This window comes from Vreelandella stevensii S18214 (genome assembly GCF_000275725.1).
GTDB classification, from domain to species: Bacteria; Pseudomonadota; Gammaproteobacteria; order Pseudomonadales; family Halomonadaceae; genus Vreelandella; species Vreelandella stevensii.
Genome location: NZ_AJTS01000044.1, coordinates 115411 through 131094 on the forward strand (window position 1 = coordinate 115411; position 15684 = coordinate 131094).

General features: G+C 59.7%; 24 protein-coding genes. 20 read left to right on the plus strand and 4 right to left on the minus strand.

From position 1 onward, the window contains the following. The first annotated feature begins 39 nt into the window (after nt 1-39). The 20 genes from rplN (at nt 40) to trhP (ending at nt 12708) form a co-directional block, all read left to right on the plus strand. The gene (rplN, locus tag HSS18214_RS0113335; protein WP_009723896.1) at nt 40-411 is read left to right on the plus strand and encodes a 50S ribosomal protein L14; all 372 of its coding nucleotides are present in this window, start codon (nt 40-42) and stop codon (nt 409-411) included. A gap of 14 nt (nt 412-425) precedes the next feature. After that, nucleotides 426-740, plus strand: a complete 315-nt coding sequence (gene rplX, locus HSS18214_RS0113340) for a 50S ribosomal protein L24 (protein ID WP_009723895.1) — start codon at nt 426-428, stop codon at nt 738-740. Between the two features lie 18 nt (nt 741-758). After that, the gene (rplE, locus tag HSS18214_RS0113345) at nt 759-1298 is read left to right on the plus strand and encodes a 50S ribosomal protein L5 (protein WP_016915781.1); all 540 of its coding nucleotides are present in this window, start codon (nt 759-761) and stop codon (nt 1296-1298) included. Nucleotides 1299-1308: 10 nt separating this feature from the next. Further along, nucleotides 1309-1614, plus strand: coding sequence for a 30S ribosomal protein S14 (rpsN, locus tag HSS18214_RS0113350; protein WP_026001935.1), 306 nt, complete (start codon nt 1309-1311; stop codon nt 1612-1614). A gap of 32 nt (nt 1615-1646) precedes the next feature. Beyond that, entirely contained in the window at nt 1647-2039 is a 393-nt protein-coding gene (gene rpsH, locus HSS18214_RS0113355) for a 30S ribosomal protein S8 (protein WP_016915783.1), read from the plus strand. Between the two features lie 9 nt (nt 2040-2048). Beyond that, nucleotides 2049-2579 (plus strand): 50S ribosomal protein L6, encoded by a 531-nt coding sequence (rplF, locus tag HSS18214_RS0113360; protein ID WP_016915784.1) that lies wholly within the window; start codon nt 2049-2051, stop codon nt 2577-2579. 9 nt (nt 2580-2588) lie between these two features. After that, entirely contained in the window at nt 2589-2939 is a 351-nt protein-coding gene (rplR, locus tag HSS18214_RS0113365; protein WP_008959159.1) for a 50S ribosomal protein L18, read from the plus strand. Between the two features lie 11 nt (nt 2940-2950). Then, nucleotides 2951-3451: a 30S ribosomal protein S5 gene (rpsE, locus tag HSS18214_RS0113370; RefSeq protein WP_016915785.1), complete on the plus strand. Its 501-nt coding sequence runs from the start codon at nt 2951-2953 to the stop codon at nt 3449-3451. A 6-nt stretch (nt 3452-3457) separates the two neighbouring features. Continuing rightward, complete coding sequence (gene rpmD, locus HSS18214_RS0113375) at nt 3458-3640, plus strand: 50S ribosomal protein L30 (protein WP_009723888.1); 183 nt, start codon at nt 3458-3460, stop codon at nt 3638-3640. A 3-nt stretch (nt 3641-3643) separates the two neighbouring features. After that, complete coding sequence (rplO, locus tag HSS18214_RS0113380) at nt 3644-4078, plus strand: 50S ribosomal protein L15 (protein WP_016915786.1); 435 nt, start codon at nt 3644-3646, stop codon at nt 4076-4078. Beyond that, entirely contained in the window at nt 4079-5410 is a 1332-nt protein-coding gene (secY, locus tag HSS18214_RS0113385; protein WP_016915787.1) for a preprotein translocase subunit SecY, read from the plus strand. A 50-nt stretch (nt 5411-5460) separates the two neighbouring features. Then, nucleotides 5461-5574, plus strand: coding sequence for a 50S ribosomal protein L36 (gene rpmJ, locus HSS18214_RS18890; protein WP_081139244.1), 114 nt, complete (start codon nt 5461-5463; stop codon nt 5572-5574). A 121-nt stretch (nt 5575-5695) separates the two neighbouring features. Then, nucleotides 5696-6052 (plus strand): 30S ribosomal protein S13, encoded by a 357-nt coding sequence (gene rpsM / locus HSS18214_RS0113390; protein ID WP_016915788.1) that lies wholly within the window; start codon nt 5696-5698, stop codon nt 6050-6052. A 52-nt stretch (nt 6053-6104) separates the two neighbouring features. Beyond that, complete coding sequence (gene rpsK, locus HSS18214_RS0113395; RefSeq protein WP_009099028.1) at nt 6105-6491, plus strand: 30S ribosomal protein S11; 387 nt, start codon at nt 6105-6107, stop codon at nt 6489-6491. Nucleotides 6492-6503: 12 nt separating this feature from the next. Beyond that, complete coding sequence (gene rpsD / locus HSS18214_RS0113400) at nt 6504-7124, plus strand: 30S ribosomal protein S4 (RefSeq protein WP_016915789.1); 621 nt, start codon at nt 6504-6506, stop codon at nt 7122-7124. Between the two features lie 125 nt (nt 7125-7249). After that, nucleotides 7250-8245 (plus strand): DNA-directed RNA polymerase subunit alpha, encoded by a 996-nt coding sequence (locus HSS18214_RS0113405; protein WP_016915790.1) that lies wholly within the window; start codon nt 7250-7252, stop codon nt 8243-8245. A 39-nt stretch (nt 8246-8284) separates the two neighbouring features. Continuing rightward, on the plus strand, nt 8285-8671 hold the full coding sequence (rplQ, locus tag HSS18214_RS0113410) for a 50S ribosomal protein L17 (RefSeq protein ID WP_016915791.1): 387 nt from the start codon (nt 8285-8287) through the stop codon (nt 8669-8671). A 330-nt stretch (nt 8672-9001) separates the two neighbouring features. Continuing rightward, on the plus strand, nt 9002-10297 hold the full coding sequence (locus HSS18214_RS0113415; RefSeq protein ID WP_016915792.1) for a D-alanyl-D-alanine carboxypeptidase family protein: 1296 nt from the start codon (nt 9002-9004) through the stop codon (nt 10295-10297). A gap of 78 nt (nt 10298-10375) precedes the next feature. Continuing rightward, the gene (locus HSS18214_RS0113420; RefSeq protein WP_016915793.1) at nt 10376-11251 is read left to right on the plus strand and encodes a DMT family transporter; all 876 of its coding nucleotides are present in this window, start codon (nt 10376-10378) and stop codon (nt 11249-11251) included. Nucleotides 11252-11352: 101 nt separating this feature from the next. Beyond that, entirely contained in the window at nt 11353-12708 is a 1356-nt protein-coding gene (gene trhP / locus HSS18214_RS0113425) for a prephenate-dependent tRNA uridine(34) hydroxylase TrhP (RefSeq protein ID WP_016915794.1), read from the plus strand. Here the strand turns inward: trhP and HSS18214_RS0113430 are convergent. The 4 genes from HSS18214_RS0113430 to thiE form a co-directional block, all read right to left on the minus strand. After that, entirely contained in the window at nt 12701-13438 is a 738-nt protein-coding gene (locus HSS18214_RS0113430; RefSeq protein ID WP_016915795.1) for a DODA-type extradiol aromatic ring-opening family dioxygenase, read from the minus strand. The genes trhP and HSS18214_RS0113430 overlap by 8 nt on opposite strands. 53 nt (nt 13439-13491) lie before the next feature. Then, nucleotides 13492-13902, minus strand: a complete 411-nt coding sequence (locus tag HSS18214_RS0113435) for a DoxX family protein (RefSeq protein WP_016915796.1) — start codon at nt 13900-13902, stop codon at nt 13492-13494. Between the two features lie 92 nt (nt 13903-13994). Then, nucleotides 13995-14915 carry a LysR family transcriptional regulator gene (locus HSS18214_RS0113440; RefSeq protein WP_016915797.1) on the minus strand — a complete coding sequence of 307 codons (921 nt, stop codon included), beginning with the start codon at nt 14913-14915 and terminating at the stop codon, nt 13995-13997. Further along, on the minus strand, nt 14912-15526 hold the full coding sequence (gene thiE, locus HSS18214_RS0113445; RefSeq protein WP_016915798.1) for a thiamine phosphate synthase: 615 nt from the start codon (nt 15524-15526) through the stop codon (nt 14912-14914). Before thiE ends, HSS18214_RS0113440 begins: the two co-directional genes overlap by 4 nt. Nucleotides 15527-15684: the final 158 nt, after the last annotated feature.

Consider the following 15684-nt stretch of genomic DNA (forward strand, 5'->3'; position numbering starts at 1 on the left):
GTTCAACCAGTGCAGTCAGATTAGGTTTGGAGAAAACCGATGATTCAGACTCAGACAATGCTGGATGTCGCCGACAACAGCGGAGCGCGCCGGGTGCAATGCATCAAGGTGCTGGGCGGTTCACACCGTCGCTACGCCCGCGTTGGTGACGTCATTAAAGTAACGGTCAAAGAAGCTATTCCTCGTGGCAAGGTCAAAAAAGGCCAGGTCCTCAAGGCAGTAGTCGTTCGTACCCGTAGTGGCGTCCGTCGTAGTGACGGTTCGCTGATCCGTTTCGATGGAAATGCGGCAGTTTTGTTGAATAACACCAACGAACAGCCGATCGGCACGCGTATCTTCGGGCCGGTAACTCGTGAACTTCGTAATGAGAAGTTCATGAAGATCATTTCCCTAGCGCCTGAAGTGCTGTAAGGAGCGAGGCGGATATGCAAAAGATCAAACGTGACGATGAAGTCATCGTCATCGCCGGGAAGGATAAGGGCAAGCGCGGCACGGTGAAGCGGGTACTTGAAAACCGTTTCGTGGTGTCCGGTGTGAATATGATCAAGCGTCACACCAAGCCTAATCCCATGGCGGGAAATCAGGGCGGTATCGTCGAGCGTGAGGCTCCGATTCACGCGTCCAACGTAGCCATCTTCAATTCGGAGACCGGTAAGGCGGATCGCGTCGGCTTCCAGGTGAAGGAAGACGGTACCAAGGTACGTATCTACAAGTCGACGCAGACGCAGATCGACGCCTAACGCGAGTCGGGTAGCATAATGGCGAACTTGAAAGAACGTTATCAAAACGAGGTGGTAGCTCAACTCAAAGAGCAGTTCAGCTACGCCAACGTAATGCAGGTACCCCGGATCACGAAAGTGACTCTGAACATGGGTATCGGCGAAGCGGTCAGCGACAAAAAGCTGATCGACAATGCCATCGGCGACCTGGAGAAGCTTTCCGGTCAGAAGCCGCTGGTGACCAAGGCACGCAAGTCCATCGCGGGCTTCAAGGTGCGCGAAGGTTGGCCGATCGGTATCAAAGTCACACTGCGCTCCGAGCGTATGTGGGACTTCCTGGACCGTCTGGTGAACATTGCCATCCCACGCGTGCGTGACTTCCGTGGTCTCAACCCGAAGTCCTTCGACGGTCGCGGCAACTACTCCATGGGTGTGCGTGAGCAGATCATCTTCCCGGAGATCGAATATGATAAAGTCGATCGCGTACGGGGGCTGGACGTCACTATCACTACTACCGCCAACACCGACGAGGAAGGTCGTGCGCTGCTTGCAGCACTGAACTTCCCGTTCAAGAAATAAGGGTTGGATCATGGCTAAGAAAAGTATGATAGAGCGTGAGCTCAAGCGTACTCAGCTGGTCGAGAAGTTTGCGGCTAAGCGCGCAGAGCTCAAGAAAATCATCTCGGACGTGAACGCTTCTGAAGAAGATCGTTTCGAGGCGACGCTGAAGCTGCAGCAACTGCCGCGCGACTCCAGCCCGGTGCGTCAGCGTAACCGCTGCCGCGTGACTGGCCGTCCGCACGGCTTTTACAACAAGTTCGGCCTCGGCCGTAACAAGCTGCGTGAAGCCGCCATGCGTGGCGACGTCCCTGGCCTCAAAAAGTCCAGCTGGTAACGCCACGTAGAATCATCAGGAGCGCACATTAAATGAGCATGCAAGACACTCTGGCGGATATGTTTACCCGTATCCGCAATGCGCAGATGGCCACCAAGGAGACGGCTACCATGCCGTCCTCCAAACTGAAAGTCGAAGTGGCCCGAGTGCTAAAGGAAGAAGGCTACATTACCGACTTTGCGGTGGCTGAAGGCGTCAAACCCGAGCTGACCGTTACTCTCAAGTACTTTGAGGGTAAGCCGGTTATCGAGCACATTCAGCGGGTTTCCAAGCCGTCTCTGCGTCAGTACAAGGGCAAGGATAACCTGCCCAAGGTAGCCGATGGCCTGGGTATCGCGATTGTCACCACCTCTAATGGTGTCATGACCGATCGTGCCGCGCGCCAGGCTGGCGTCGGTGGCGAAGTCATCTGCACCGTATTCTAGGAGGCTGGAATGTCCCGCATAGCGAAATATCCGGTTAAAGTGCCTGCTGGCGTTGATGTCAAAATCGATGCTGGCCAGCTGACCGCCAAAGGCGGCCAGGGCACGCTGTCCATGCCCATTCACCAGGACGTGGTGATTGGTCAAGAAGACGGCCAGCTGACCTTCGCCCCGAGTGAGTCTGCCAAGAGCTGGGCAATGGCCGGTACTACCCGCGCCCTGGTTCAGAACCTGGTTACGGGCGTATCCGAGGGTTTCACAAAAACTCTCGAAATTGTTGGCGTCGGTTATCGTGCCCAAGCTAAGGGCCAGACGCTCAATCTTTCACTGGGCTTCTCGCACCCGGTCGACTACGAACTGCCTAAAGGTGTTACAGCGGAAACGCCGAAGAACACCGTGATCGTGCTGAAAAGCGCGGACAAGCAGATGCTCGGTCAGTGCGCCGCGGAAATCCGCGCCTTCCGTCCGCCTGAGCCGTACAAAGGCAAGGGTGTACGTTACGCCGACGAGCAGGTGCGTCGCAAAGAAGCCAAGAAGAAGTAAGGCAGGGTTATGAACGCGAAGAAAGAATCTCGTCTCCGTCGTGCCCGCCGCGCTCGCGCCAAGATCCGCGAGCTGGGCGTGTATCGCCTGTGCGTCAACCGTACCCCGCGTCACATCTATGCGCAGATTATCTCGCCGGATGGTGGCAAGGTGCTGGCCAGCGCTTCTACGCTGGACAAAGCACTGCGCGAGGGTGCGACCGGTAACTCAGACGCGGCCTCCAAGGTCGGCGCTCTGATTGCCGAACGCGCTAAAGAAGCAGGCATCACCCAGGTGGCCTTCGACCGTGCTGGCTTTAAGTATCACGGTCGCGTCAAGGCTCTGGCCGACGCCGCACGTGAAGGCGGCCTGGAATTCTAAAGGGTTTTACGATGGCGAAGAACGAACAGCAAAACGGTGATCTGCAGGAGAAGTTAGTGCAGGTCAACCGCGTCGCCAAGGTGGTCAAGGGTGGTCGTATTTTCGGCTTCACCGCACTGACCGTCGTAGGTGATGGTAAAGGTCGTGTCGGTTTCGGTCGTGGCAAGGCGCGTGAAGTGCCGGTCGCAATCCAGAAAGCGATGGACCAGGCTCGTCGCAACATGGTCAAGGTCAACCTTGCAGGTCACACACTGCAGTACCCGGTAAAAGCCCGTCACGGTGCTTCCAAGGTGTACATGCAGCCGGCCTCCGAAGGTACTGGTATCATCGCTGGTGGCGCCATGCGTTCCGTACTGGAACTGGCAGGCGTTCACGATGTACTGGCCAAGTGCTACGGTTCCACCAACCCGGTTAACGTGGTACGGGCGACTGTCAAAGGTCTCTCTGCCATGCAAGCACCGGAAGACATCGCCGCCAAGCGCGGTCTGTCTGTCGAAGCGATCACGGGGTAAGGCACCATGGCAGCAACGATCAAGGTTACCCAGATCCGCAGCACCATCGGCGTTTTGCCCAAGCACAAGGCTACTATGAAAGGCCTGGGCCTGCGTCGCATCGGTCATACGGTTGAGCTGGAAGACACCCCTGCCGTACGCGGCATGATCCACAAGGTTAACTACCTTGTGCGCGTTGAGGGAGAGTAATCCATGAAACTCAATACCCTGAGCCCGGCACCGGGCTCCAAACACGCTGAAAAGCGCGTTGGTCGTGGTATCGGTTCCGGTCTGGGCAAGACCGGTGGCCGTGGCCACAAAGGTCAGAAATCACGCAGTGGCGGTAGCGTCAAGCCTGGTTTCGAAGGCGGTCAGATGCCGCTGCAGCGTCGTTTGCCGAAGTTTGGCTTCACGTCTGCCAAGTCGCTGGTATCTGAAGAAGTACGCCTGGCGGAACTTGCCAAGGTTGCCGGTGACGAAGTCACCATGGAAACCCTGAAGCAAGCCAACGTGCTGAAGGATGCGACGCTGCATGCGAAGATCATCCTTTCTGGCGAACTGAACAAAGCGGTTACCGTTCGTGGAATCAAGGTCACCAAAGGTGCCCGTGAAGCGATCGTAGCCGCTGGCGGCAAGGTAGAGGACTAAATGGCCAAGTCAGGAAACATGCCGGCGATGGGCAGCGGTCTGAGTGAACTGTGGGCGCGTTTGCGCTTCGTGCTCCTCGCCATCGTGGTGTACCGTATCGGTGCCCACATTCCCGTTCCCGGTATCAATCCTGACCAGCTTGCTGCCTTGTTCAGGGAGCAACAGGGCACCATCCTGGGCATGTTCAACATGTTCTCGGGTGGCGCCCTGGAGCGCATGAGCGTCCTCGCCCTGGGCATCATGCCCTATATTTCGGCGTCGATTATCATGCAGCTGATGACTGCAGTCTCCCCTCATCTTGAACAGCTCAAGAAAGAGGGCGAGGCTGGCCGCCGCAAGATTAGCCAGTACACCCGCTACGGCACGGTGCTACTGGCTTTTGTCCAGGCTACCGGCATGTCCGTGGGTCTGGCTAGCCAAGGCATCGCTTACAGCGCTGACTTCAGCTTCTATTTCACCGCCATCATCACGTTTGTGTCGGGTGCGGTGTTTATGATGTGGCTAGGTGAGCAGATCACCGAGAAGGGCATCGGCAACGGTATTTCGCTGCTGATCTTCGCGGGGATCGTCGCTGGGCTGCCCAGTGCCGTGGGGCAAGCCTTCGAGCTTGCTCGTAACGAAGGGGCCTGGAATGTTCTTCCGCTGTTAGCGCTGTCCGTGCTAGGTATTGCCACCGTGGCATTCGTGGTGTTCATCGAGCGTGGCCAACGCCGCCTCAAGGTGAACTACCCACGTCGCCAAGTGGGCAACAAGATGTATGCAGGTCAAAGCAGCTACTTGCCGTTGAAGGTGAACATGGCGGGCGTCATTCCCGCGATCTTTGCCTCCAGTATTCTACTCTTCCCGGCCTCTATCGGTCAGTGGGTAGGCGCTGGCGAAGGCATGGAGTGGTTGCAGCGTGCCTCGCAGGCGTTAGGCCCTGGCCAACCGCTTTACATCTTGCTTTTCGCTGCGGCAGTGGTATTCTTCTGCTTCTTTTACACAGCGCTGGTCTTCAACCCCAAGGATGTGGCTGACAATCTCAAAAAGTCAGGCGCTTTCCTGCCGGGCATTCGCCCCGGCGAGCAGACCGCTCGCTATATCGACAAAGTGATGACTCGTCTCACTCTGTTCGGTGCCTTGTATATCACTGCGGTTTCCCTGATGCCCCAGTTCCTGATCGTAGCATGGAACGTTCCGTTCTTCTTTGGCGGTACGTCGCTGCTGATCGTGGTAGTGGTCATCATGGACTTCATGGCCCAGGTGCAGTCGCATCTCATGTCGCATCAATATGACTCAGTGATGAAGAAGTCCAACCTGAAAGGCTACGGTAGCGGCGGCATCATGCGCTGAGGCGCCCCTAACGAATTGGCGCGCCGCGAGCCGTTTTTGGAGAAAGAACGATGAAAGTTCGAGCTTCCGTAAAGAAGATGTGCCGTAACTGCAAGATCATTCGTCGCAATGGCGCTGTACGCGTCATCTGTGTCGAGCCGCGGCACAAGCAGCGTCAGGGCTAAGCCTGGGCTGTTTTAAGCGGGTGCAGGCATACCCCTTGCCTTCGGGCTCCTAAAGGGGTATGCTGTTGCGCCTTTTGTAGATGAATAAACGAGCAAGCCGCTCAAATTTCGGAGTAAGCTGATGGCCCGTATTGCAGGCGTCAATATCCCGGACAACAAGCATGCGGCGATCTCGCTGACCTATATCTTCGGGATTGGCCGTACTCGCGCTCAACACATCTGTGTTGCTGCCGGTATCGCGCCGACTACCAAGATCGTAGATCTGTCTGGCGAAGAGCTGGACACCCTGCGTTCTGAAGTTGGTAAGTACACCGTAGAAGGCGACCTTCGTCGTGATGTCACGCTTAACATCAAGCGTCTCATGGACTTAGGCTGCTACCGTGGTCTGCGTCATCGTCGTAGTCTTCCGCTGCGTGGTCAGCGGACCAAGACTAACGCGCGTACCCGTAAGGGCCCGCGTAAGCCGATCCGCAAATAACACGCAGGCTCTTTAATCGAGAGCTGACGTTAAGACAGGAATAGACATCAACATGGCTAACCCGCGTAGTAACCGTAAAAAGGTTAAAAAGCAGGTAGTGGACGCCGTCGCGCACATCCATGCCTCTTTTAACAACACGATCGTGACGATCACAGACCGCCAGGGCAATGCTCTTTCTTGGGCAACAGCCGGTGGTTCGGGTTTTCGTGGTTCTCGCAAGAGCACCCCGTTCGCTGCGCAAGTTGCAAGCGAACGTGCAGCAACTGCTGCAGCCGAGTATGGTGTGAAAAACGTAGACGTGCTGGTCAAGGGCCCCGGTCCCGGCCGTGAATCCGCCGTGCGCGCACTGAACGCCGCCGGCTTCCGCGTGCAAAGCATCGTAGACGCGACGCCCATCCCCCATAATGGCTGCCGTCCGCCGAAGAAACGCCGCGTTTAAGGAGACAGATTCATGGCTCGTTATATTGGACCGAAGTGCAAACTGTCTCGTCGTGAAGGCACCGATCTCTTCCTGAAGAGTGGCGTGACTCCCTTCGAGAAAAAGTGTAAATCCGAGCAGATCCCGGGTGTACACGGCCAGCGTCGTCAGCGTCTTTCCGACTACGGCTTGCAGCTTCGCGAGAAGCAGAAAGTACGCCGTATGTATGGCGTACTCGAAAAGCAGTTCCGCAACTACTACAAAGAAGCCGCTCGCCTGAAAGGTGCGACCGGTGAAGTACTGTTGCAACTGCTTGAATCCCGACTGGATAACGTCGTCTACCGCATGGGCTTCGGCTCGACTCGCTCTGAAGCGCGTCAGCTGGTCAGCCACAAGGCGATTTCCGTCAACGGCCGCACCGTTAACGTTGCTTCCTACCAAGTGAAGCCGGGTGACGTGGTAGCTGTTCGTGAAAAGGCGAAGAACCAGGCTCGTATCCAAAGCGCGTTGAGCATTGCTGCCAACCGTGGCGATATCACCTGGATCGAAATCGACGCCAAGAAGATGGAAGGCACTTTCAAGGCTCTGCCTGAACGCGGTGACCTGACTGCCGACATCAACGAAAACCTGATCGTCGAGCTGTACTCCAAGTAAGCAGTCTGTTTGTTGCTTCTGCTTCTTGAGGCCTGGGCGGGATAGCAAAGCTAACCGCCCAGATGCTCTTGAGTATTGTGCTTTAGAGTACTCAGTATCCGTTTGGCAGCCTGAAAGGTGTTCATATGCAGCGTTCAGTGACAGAGTTTCTTCGCCCCCGCGACATCAAGGTCGAAGAGATCAGCGCACATCATGCCAAAATCGTTCTCGAACCGTTCGAGCGCGGCTTTGGTCACACCCTGGGGAATGCACTTCGTCGCATTCTGCTTTCATCCATGCCCGGCGCTGCCGTGGTAGAGGCTGAAATCGCCGGTGTAGAGCACGAATACAGTGCACTCGAAGGGGTGCAGGAAGATGTCATCGAAATCCTCCTGAACTTGAAAGATGTTGCGATCAAGATGCACAGCCGCGATGAGGCGGTGCTCTCGCTGAACAAGCAGGGCCCAGCCGTCGTCACCGCTGGCGACATTGCGCTTGATCATAGCGTCGAAATCGTCAACCCGGACCACGTCATTGCACACGTCAATGAAGGTGCCGAGCTGAAAATTCAGCTTAAGGTAGCGCTGGGTCGTGGTTACGAACCGGCTGACGCTCGTGGCTCTGATGAAGAGACCCGTGCTATTGGCCGCCTGCAGCTGGATGCCACCTTCAGCCCTGTTCGCCGTGTTTCCTACTCGGTCGAAGCCGCTCGTGTCGAGCAGCGTACCGACCTCGATAAGCTGATTATCGACCTGGAAACCGACGGTACACTGGATCCGGAAGAGGCTATCCGTCGCAGTGCGACCATTCTGCAAGAGCAGCTGGCCGCCTTCGTCGACCTGGAAGCTGACAAAGAGCAGGAAGTCGAAGAGGAAGAGGATCACGTTGATCCGATCCTATTGCGCCCCGTAGACGATCTCGAGTTGACCGTTCGCAGCGCCAACTGCCTGAAAGCCGAGAATATCTACTACATCGGTGATCTGATCCAGCGCACGGAAGTGGAGCTGTTGAAGACCCCGAACCTCGGTAAGAAGTCCTTGAATGAAATCAAGGATGTATTGGCAGCGCGCGGCTTGTCCCTCGGTATGCGGCTGGAAAATTGGCCACCCGCTAGCCTGAAGGACGACAAGGCCTCCGCGTAAGCGTCGACTTGAGTCCCAGTTTGGTAAGGAATCACAACCATGCGTCATCGTAAGAGTGGTCGTCATCTGAATCGTACCAGCTCGCACCGTCAGGCCATGTTCAAGAACATGTCTGTCTCGCTGGTCGAACATGAAGTCATCAAGACAACCCTGCCCAAGGCCAAGGAACTGCGTCGCGTTATCGAGCCGCTGATCACCTTGGCAAAGCAGGATAGCGTTGCAAACCGCCGTCTGGCGTTTGCTCGTACGCGCTCCAAAGAAGCCGTCGGCAAACTGTTCAACGAGCTGGGTCCGCGTTACGCCGAGCGTCCGGGTGGTTACATCCGTATTCTCAAGTGCGGTTTCCGCACCGGCGACAACGCCCCCATGGCCTACGTTGAACTGGTAGACCGCCCGGTAGCCCAGGAAGAAGCCGCTGCAGAGTAAGCGTAGCGCCCCTTCCAAGGCACAATGAAAACCGCCCCTCATCGGGCGGTTTTTTTGTGTCCATGTTTTTATGTCTACGGGATATGAACAGATTGCCTGTCGGGCCGGGATTAATCTATATATAAGCCCTCGGGCACATCCATTTGTCGGCAGGCCATGCTAGTCTTATTCGGCTGAGCATGGCCATTCAAGGGCGGTGCTAGGTCATCAGTAAGTGTGTGCCAGGGTAGCAGGCGCGAGTGACGTTTAGCAGTGATGTACATTCATCAAGGGGCAGGTATGGCAGCAGAGGCAAGGTATTCACGGACAGCGGCAACGGTATGGCTGTTGATGCTCGGTCTACTGGTGATCGGCAGTATCACCAAAGCGCAGGCCAACCCACGCTATGCGGGCATCGTCGTCGATCTGGAACATGGTGAAGTCCTCTATTCTGAGAACGCCGACGAAGCGCGCTACCCCGCCTCACTGACCAAGATGATGACCATGTACCTCACCTTCGAAGCGCTGGAGAGAGGGGACTTGCGGCTCGATCAGGCGCTGCCGGTGTCGGCTCAGGCGGCGGCCATGCCCGCCAGCAAGCTGTGGTTGTCAGCCGGCAGCACCATCAGCGTGGACACCGCCATGCGCGCCCTGGCGGTACGCTCTGCCAACGACGTGGCCGTAGTGGTGGCCGAGGCTCTGGGGGGCAGTGAGCAGCGCTTTGCCCACCTGATGACGGAAAGAGCCCGTGAGCTGGGCATGAGCAGGACGACTTTCCGCAATGCCTCGGGGTTGCCGGATGACCAGCAGGTCACCACAGCGCGGGATATGCTGACCCTGTCGGTGCGTGTGATACAGGACTTTCCCCAGTACTACCACTACTTTGGGCTGCAGGAGTTCACCCATCGTGGCACTCGCCACACTAGCCACAACCGCCTGGTACGTGACTATCCCGGCGCCGACGGCCTGAAGACCGGTTTCATCCGTGCCTCCGGGTTCAATGTCGCGACCACTGCCGTACATAACGGCCGACGCATGGTGGCGGTGGTGATGGGCGGTTTCACCGCCGCCTCCAGGGATACGCACATGGCCAGCCTGCTGGATCGCAGTTTCGAGCGCGCAGCGCTACGCGACCACCAGACCTGGATTGCCAACACCAGCTTCTCGCAGGAGTACATGGGCTTTGGGGGCTCACAGCAGGCGATCTCGCCTCCTCCCGAGCCCCCATCGCGGCCGATGATGGCGCATATCGACACCAGCGCCCCGGTCACGGCGGCGGCCGTGGAGGCCCAGTGGTCACAAACCATGGCGCCTACACCTTCTCCGCAGGGTGACCCGCTGCTGGCCTTGATCGAGCAGGAGCGTGGCTTTGCCTCGATGGGATCGGCACCGGCCTCCGGAGGCGGTAACTGGGGCATCCAGGTGGGTGCCTTCAGTCAGGCCCATCAGGCGGAACAGCTGGCCCAACAGGCTGCCCAGCGGCTGCCCAGTGAGGTGGGGGGGCAGGTCGCCATCGATACGCTGGAGGGGCGCTCGACGGTGTTCCGAGCACGCGTCGTGGCGCTGGACGAAATGCGTGCCCGTCAGGCCTGTCAGTCACTGCAGGCCCAGGGCATGGACTGCATGGTGGTGAACGCCAGCCTTTGACGCCACCCGGCACGCCAACGCCCCGCCAGTGCAGCATTGGCGGGGCGTTTTGTTTTATGCGACCACAGGAGGAACGCCATGACATCTTCCCTGAAAGGCATTCTCTGCATGTGTGCAGGCGTACTGTTTCTGGCCTTGGGAGACGCGGTATCGAAATGGTTGGGTGAGGTACACTCGCCGCTGCAAATCATTTTTTTCAGAACGCTGGTGTCGCTACCGCTGATCGCCCTGCTGGCCCATTTTGGTGGTGGGCTGCGCAAATTGCGTACGCGTCGCCCGGGCGTGCACCTGCTGCGCGGGCTCATTTATACCGCCACCATGGTGTGCTTCGTCTGGGGGTTGACCCTGCTGCCGCTGGCGGAAGCCACGGCGATTGCCTTTGTGGCCCCGCTGTTCGTGACGCTGCTGTCGGTGCCGTTACTGGGTGAGCGTATCGACCCGCCAGTGCTGGCCGCTTCGCTGCTTGGCTTTGTCGGGGTGCTGATCGTGGTGCGGCCAGGCGGTGATGCCTTTCAACTGGGGGCCATGGTGGTGCTGGGCGCGGCGGTGTTCTACGCGCTGATGATGGTCACCGCGCGGCGCTATGGCGCCAACGAGCACCTGTGGGCCATGGTGTTCTACATGACGGCCGTGCCGCTGGTACTGACGGGCCTCAGCCTGCCCTGGGTATGGCAAACGCCCCATCCCTGGCACTGGCTGGGCTTTGCTGCCTCCGGAGTGTTGGGGGTGGGAGCCACGGCGTTCATCACCCTGGCCTTTCGCCATGCGCCCGCCGCCATTGCGGCGCCCTTCGATTATACCGCCATGCTGTGGGCCGTGTTGTTGGGGTGGTGGTTCTGGGGGGAGCTGCCGGACGTTTGGGTCTGGGTAGGCAGCGCGCTGATCATGTGTAGCGGTCTGGCCATTGCCTATCACGACCGTCGCACCACCCTGAAACGTCGCCCCACGGCTTGACATGCACCGGGAATTGACCCAGGTCAGCAAACCGGCCGACGGGCCGCAACCGGCGAGGTGCGCTGGCTATAATGCCGCCCGTTCAAACAACGGTGACGGTTATGCAAGCTCCCGAACTTCTCTCGCCTGCGGGCACGTTTCACAACATGCGCTACGCGTTTGCCTACGGGGCCGATGCGGTCTACGCCGGGCAGCCGCGCTACTCGCTACGGGTGCGCAATAACGACTTCAAGGTGGCGACGCTGCACCGGGGCATCGAGTATGCCCATGCCAGAGGCAAGCAGTTCTACGTGGCCTCCAACATCGCTGCGCACAACAGCAAGCTCACGACCTATCTGCGGGATATGGAGCCGGTGATCGAGGCTGGGCCGGACGCTCTGATCATGTCCGACCCCGGGCTGATCATGATGATCCGTGAGCGCTGGCCGGAACAAGTCATCCACCTGTCGGTGCAGGCCAACGTGGTGAACTGGGCCGCGGTCAAGTTCTGGCAGCGGCAGGGGATCCAGCGCATCATTCTTTCTCGGGAGCTGTCGCTGGAAGAGGTGGCCGAGATCCGCACCGAATGCCCGGATATCGAGATCGAGACGTTCGTTCACGGTGCGCTGTGCATCGCATATTCAGGGCGCTGCCTGCTCTCGGGGTACGTCAATCGCCGTGACCCGAACCAGGGCACCTGCACCAACGCCTGCCGCTGGCAATACAAGACGCTGGACGCCACCCAGGATGCCACCGGCGACCTGATACCCGTGGCGGCGGACACCGAGCGGGCCGCGTTGATCGAAGATGTCTCCCGGCCGGGCAAGCGGATGCCCATCTACGAAGACGAGCACGGCACTTACCTGTTCAACTCCAAGGACCTGCGCGCCGTGCAGCATGTGGCACGCTTGGCGCGCCTGGGTGTGGCGTCACTGAAGATCGAAGGGCGTACCAAGTCCCACTACTACGTGGCGCGTACTGCGCAGGTGTATCGTCAGGCCATTGACGATGCCGTGGCAGGCCGCCCTTTCGACATGGGCTTGATGGATCAGTTGGAAAACCTGGCCAACCGGGGCTATACCGAGGGCTTTTACCGCCGCCATGTGCACGATGAGTTTCAGAACTACGAGCGCGGCCACTCCGTTGGCGTGCACCAGCAGTTCGTGGGCGACATCATCGGCGTCGATGCCACGGGCAGCCTGCTGGACGTCGAGGTCAAGAACCGCTTCGAAGTGGGCGATGCCATGGAGCTGATGCTGCCCGGCGGCAATCGTCGTTTCGTGCTGAAGCAGATGGAAAACGGGCGCGGTGAGTCTCAGGCTGCCGCACCCGGCTCAGGGCATCGTGTCCGCATAGCGCTACCTGGCGCGCCCATCGCCCCGGAGCAGTGGGAGTTTGCCCTGCTGATGCGGGATCTTCCTACCGCTCCCTCCCGCACCTCCGCCCAAGCCAGCCATCTGGGCGTGGCCGTCAGTTGAACGCGTAGACATCCATCGCCAGCACGCCGTGCTCGACGCTATGGTGCAGCCGCTGGCCCTGACCCCCGGCTCCCATGGCGACCAGTAACGGTTGGAAGTGCTCCGGCGTGGGATGGTTACGCTGGGCATGGGGAGCCGTTTGCCATGTCAGCAGCGCCTCCCGCGCGTCTTTTTCCAGTTGGGTGTGTGCCCAATCGGCAAAGGCATCCACCCAGCCTGGTGCCTGGCTGCCCTGGGGCAGTAGCGCATGCAGGTTATGGGTCAGGCTGCCGGAGCCCACGACCAGAATACCTTCGCTGCGCAGGTGGGCAAGCCGCTGGCCCAACTCCATCAGCGCCGCGTTGCTCCACCGGCTGGGAAGCGACAACGACACGACCGGTAGCCTGGCCTCGGGGTACATCAGGGAAAGTGGCACCCAAGCGCCGTGGTCCATGCCGCGCTCCACGAGTCTGGCACCGAGCGTTTTGCCCAGCGTTGCGGCCAGGGCTGGGTCCCCCGGTGCCGGGTACTGCACGGCGAACAACGCTGCCGGAAAACCGCCAAAATCGTGGAGGGTCTCGGGGTGAGCGCTCTGACTGATGAGCAGCTCCGGCGTTTCCCAATGGGCAGAGACCACGACGATGGCCTTGGGGCGAAGCGTCTGGCCCAGCTCACGCAGGAACTGGTGAGCGGGCGTGGGGGTCAGCGCCAGCATGGGCGAGCCGTGAGAGATAAACAGGCTAGGTAACATAAGGCACCTCGATGTGCGGCCTGCCAGCGTAGGCGCGCCAGCAGGCCAGTGGCTCACGCGAAGCGGCGTGCAACGACCAGGCTGCCGCTGCCAAGGCCGGCTTGCACGACCAGTGCAATGGCCCAGAATACCGGGAATTCCCAGCCGCCGCCCGGGTTGGAGAAGAGCCAGCCGTTACCGATATGTACCCAGGCGGCTCCCAGCAAAACCGGTACCAGGGCAAGGCTGACCCAGCGGGTATAGATACCCAGCAGCAAGGCCAAGCCTCCGCCGACTTCCGCCGCAATGGTCAGGTAGGCCAGAAAGCCTGGCAGGCCCAGCGACTCAAAATAGCCGACCGTTCCAGGCAGGGTGAACACGAATACTTTCAACAGCCCGTGGGCCAGGGTCATGATGCCCAGGCTGATGCGCAGCAGGGCAGTGGCATGCAGGTGTGATGCTTGGGTTGTCAGTGTCGTCGTCATGGTGTTCTCTCGTGGTCGTCGGCATCCCCTCTGGATGCGATGACGCCACTTTACGACGACTGCCTGTCTGGATAATCCCCGCTTTTGACACTTCACTGTTGCGCTGGGCGCGACAATCCCAGCGCCTTCTCCCAGGCGGGTGGGTCGCCCCAGGCAACCGTCAACTGGTCGATCAGGCGTGCCACTTTGGCAGGCAAAAACTGCCGGGCAGGATAGAGCGCGTGGATGTCCAGGTACGTGGGAGGTATCTCCTGCAATAGCGGTACCAGGCGGCCCTGAGCGATGCTTTCGGTCACCAGGAAGCTGGGCTGATGGGCGATGCCTAGCCCGGCTTCCGCGGCATGGGTCAGCATATCGCCGTTATTGCTTTCCAGCGGTCCGTCGACACTCAACCACTGCTGTCCCACGCGCCAGTCGCCGCTGTTCTGGCCGCTGCGATAGCGTAGGCAACGATGGTCGGCCAGCGCCTCCAGGCGGGTGGGAGTGCCGTGCTGCGCCAGGTAGTCAGGAGAGGCGCAGAACACCATCTGGCAGCGTGCCAGACGCTTGGCCACCAGGCTGGAATCCGGCAGGCTGCCAATGCGAATGGCCAGGTCGTATCCCTCTTCGAGCAGGTCTACACGGCGGTCATTGAGGTCCAGACGCACCTCCAGGTGGGGATGATCCCGCATGAAGCGAGCCACCTCGGGAGCCAGGTAGCGAGTGCCAAAGCTCATGGGCCCGTTGATGCGCAGTCGTCCGCTCACGCTTTGAAGGCCGCTACCCACTTCATTGGCAGCCTCCTCCAGAGCCAGCAGGATCGCCTGGGCGCGGGCCAGATAGCGCTCGCCTGCTTCCGTCAGGTGCAGCCGCCGGGTGGTGCGCTGTATCAGCCGCGCGCCCAGCGATTCCTCGAGCGCCATGACCCGGCGCGATAGCAAGGTGCGCGAGAGGTCCAGGGCCTCCGCCGCCCGCGTGTAACTGCCTAACTCGGCCACCTTGACGAAGGCTGTCAGTTGGTCGAACTGGGTCATGACCTGAAGAACGCCTGGGCCGCCTGACGTGGGTCAGGATGGCCGCAAATGGCCGAGATCACCGCGAGCCCGTGGGCACCGGCGGCTTTCACCTGGGCGACGTGCTCGGCTTTCAAGCCGCCGATGGCCACGCTGGGCAGCGGGCAGGCACTGGCCAGTTGGGCCAGCCCGGTAAAACCGATGGGCTGCGCGTGGTCCTGCTTGCTCCCGGTGGCAAACACCGGCCCCAGCCCCACGTAATCCAGCAGCGCCACGGGGGCACGCTGCAACTGCTCCAGGGTATTGATGGAGAGCCCGATGATCGCCTGCTCGCCCAGTACCTGGCGGGCCTGCACCACGTCCGTATCGCTCTGGCCAACGTGCAAGCCGTCGGCACCGCTGGCGTGCGCCACGTTCAGCCGATCATTGATGATCAGCGGCACTCCGCTACCTGCCAGCACTTCCTTGAGACGCTTGGCCTGGGCAATCATGGCTTCGTCGCTGGCCTGCTTGTCGCGTAGCTGGACCAGCGTGACGCCTCCTGCCACGGCGGCTTCCACGGTACGTTCCAGGCCCGTGGAGGCGCATAGCTGAGCATCCGTGACCAGATAGAGCGTAAGATCAACCGACATGTAGGGTCTCCGAGTGAGGTAGTGCAGGCAGGTCATCTGCCGTGAGCGAGTACAGGGTATCCAGCAGCGTCACATAGAAACTGCCTGGCCCTTCGGCCTGCTGCCCGGCGTGACTGCCTGCCAGATTGAAGTAGGTCAGGGCGCCAAGCGTGGCGGCC

Excerpts from the sequence above, each read along its gene's own strand:
- rplN (WP_009723896.1), top strand. The coding sequence starts at position 40 with ATGATTCAGACTCAGACAATGCTGGATGTCGCCGACAACAGCGGAGCG.
- rplX (WP_009723895.1), top strand. The coding sequence starts at position 426 with ATGCAAAAGATCAAACGTGACGATGAAGTCATCGTCATCGCCGGGAAG.
- rplE (WP_016915781.1), top strand. The coding sequence starts at position 759 with ATGGCGAACTTGAAAGAACGTTATCAAAACGAGGTGGTAGCTCAACTC.
- rpsN (WP_026001935.1), top strand. The coding sequence starts at position 1,309 with ATGGCTAAGAAAAGTATGATAGAGCGTGAGCTCAAGCGTACTCAGCTG.
- rpsH (WP_016915783.1), top strand. The coding sequence starts at position 1,647 with ATGAGCATGCAAGACACTCTGGCGGATATGTTTACCCGTATCCGCAAT.
- rplF (WP_016915784.1), top strand. The coding sequence starts at position 2,049 with ATGTCCCGCATAGCGAAATATCCGGTTAAAGTGCCTGCTGGCGTTGAT.
- rplR (WP_008959159.1), top strand. The coding sequence starts at position 2,589 with ATGAACGCGAAGAAAGAATCTCGTCTCCGTCGTGCCCGCCGCGCTCGC.
- rpsE (WP_016915785.1), top strand. The coding sequence starts at position 2,951 with ATGGCGAAGAACGAACAGCAAAACGGTGATCTGCAGGAGAAGTTAGTG.
- rpmD (WP_009723888.1), top strand. The coding sequence starts at position 3,458 with ATGGCAGCAACGATCAAGGTTACCCAGATCCGCAGCACCATCGGCGTT.
- rplO (WP_016915786.1), top strand. The coding sequence starts at position 3,644 with ATGAAACTCAATACCCTGAGCCCGGCACCGGGCTCCAAACACGCTGAA.
- secY (WP_016915787.1), top strand. The coding sequence starts at position 4,079 with ATGGCCAAGTCAGGAAACATGCCGGCGATGGGCAGCGGTCTGAGTGAA.
- rpmJ (WP_081139244.1), top strand. The coding sequence starts at position 5,461 with ATGAAAGTTCGAGCTTCCGTAAAGAAGATGTGCCGTAACTGCAAGATC.
- rpsM (WP_016915788.1), top strand. The coding sequence starts at position 5,696 with ATGGCCCGTATTGCAGGCGTCAATATCCCGGACAACAAGCATGCGGCG.
- rpsK (WP_009099028.1), top strand. The coding sequence starts at position 6,105 with ATGGCTAACCCGCGTAGTAACCGTAAAAAGGTTAAAAAGCAGGTAGTG.
- rpsD (WP_016915789.1), top strand. The coding sequence starts at position 6,504 with ATGGCTCGTTATATTGGACCGAAGTGCAAACTGTCTCGTCGTGAAGGC.
- HSS18214_RS0113405 (WP_016915790.1), top strand. The coding sequence starts at position 7,250 with ATGCAGCGTTCAGTGACAGAGTTTCTTCGCCCCCGCGACATCAAGGTC.
- rplQ (WP_016915791.1), top strand. The coding sequence starts at position 8,285 with ATGCGTCATCGTAAGAGTGGTCGTCATCTGAATCGTACCAGCTCGCAC.
- HSS18214_RS0113415 (WP_016915792.1), top strand. The coding sequence starts at position 9,002 with ATGCTCGGTCTACTGGTGATCGGCAGTATCACCAAAGCGCAGGCCAAC.
- HSS18214_RS0113420 (WP_016915793.1), top strand. The coding sequence starts at position 10,376 with ATGACATCTTCCCTGAAAGGCATTCTCTGCATGTGTGCAGGCGTACTG.
- trhP (WP_016915794.1), top strand. The coding sequence starts at position 11,353 with ATGCAAGCTCCCGAACTTCTCTCGCCTGCGGGCACGTTTCACAACATG.
- HSS18214_RS0113430 (WP_016915795.1), bottom strand. The coding sequence starts at position 13,438 with ATGTTACCTAGCCTGTTTATCTCTCACGGCTCGCCCATGCTGGCGCTG.
- HSS18214_RS0113435 (WP_016915796.1), bottom strand. The coding sequence starts at position 13,902 with ATGACGACGACACTGACAACCCAAGCATCACACCTGCATGCCACTGCC.
- HSS18214_RS0113440 (WP_016915797.1), bottom strand. The coding sequence starts at position 14,915 with ATGACCCAGTTCGACCAACTGACAGCCTTCGTCAAGGTGGCCGAGTTA.
- thiE (WP_016915798.1), bottom strand. The coding sequence starts at position 15,526 with ATGTCGGTTGATCTTACGCTCTATCTGGTCACGGATGCTCAGCTATGC.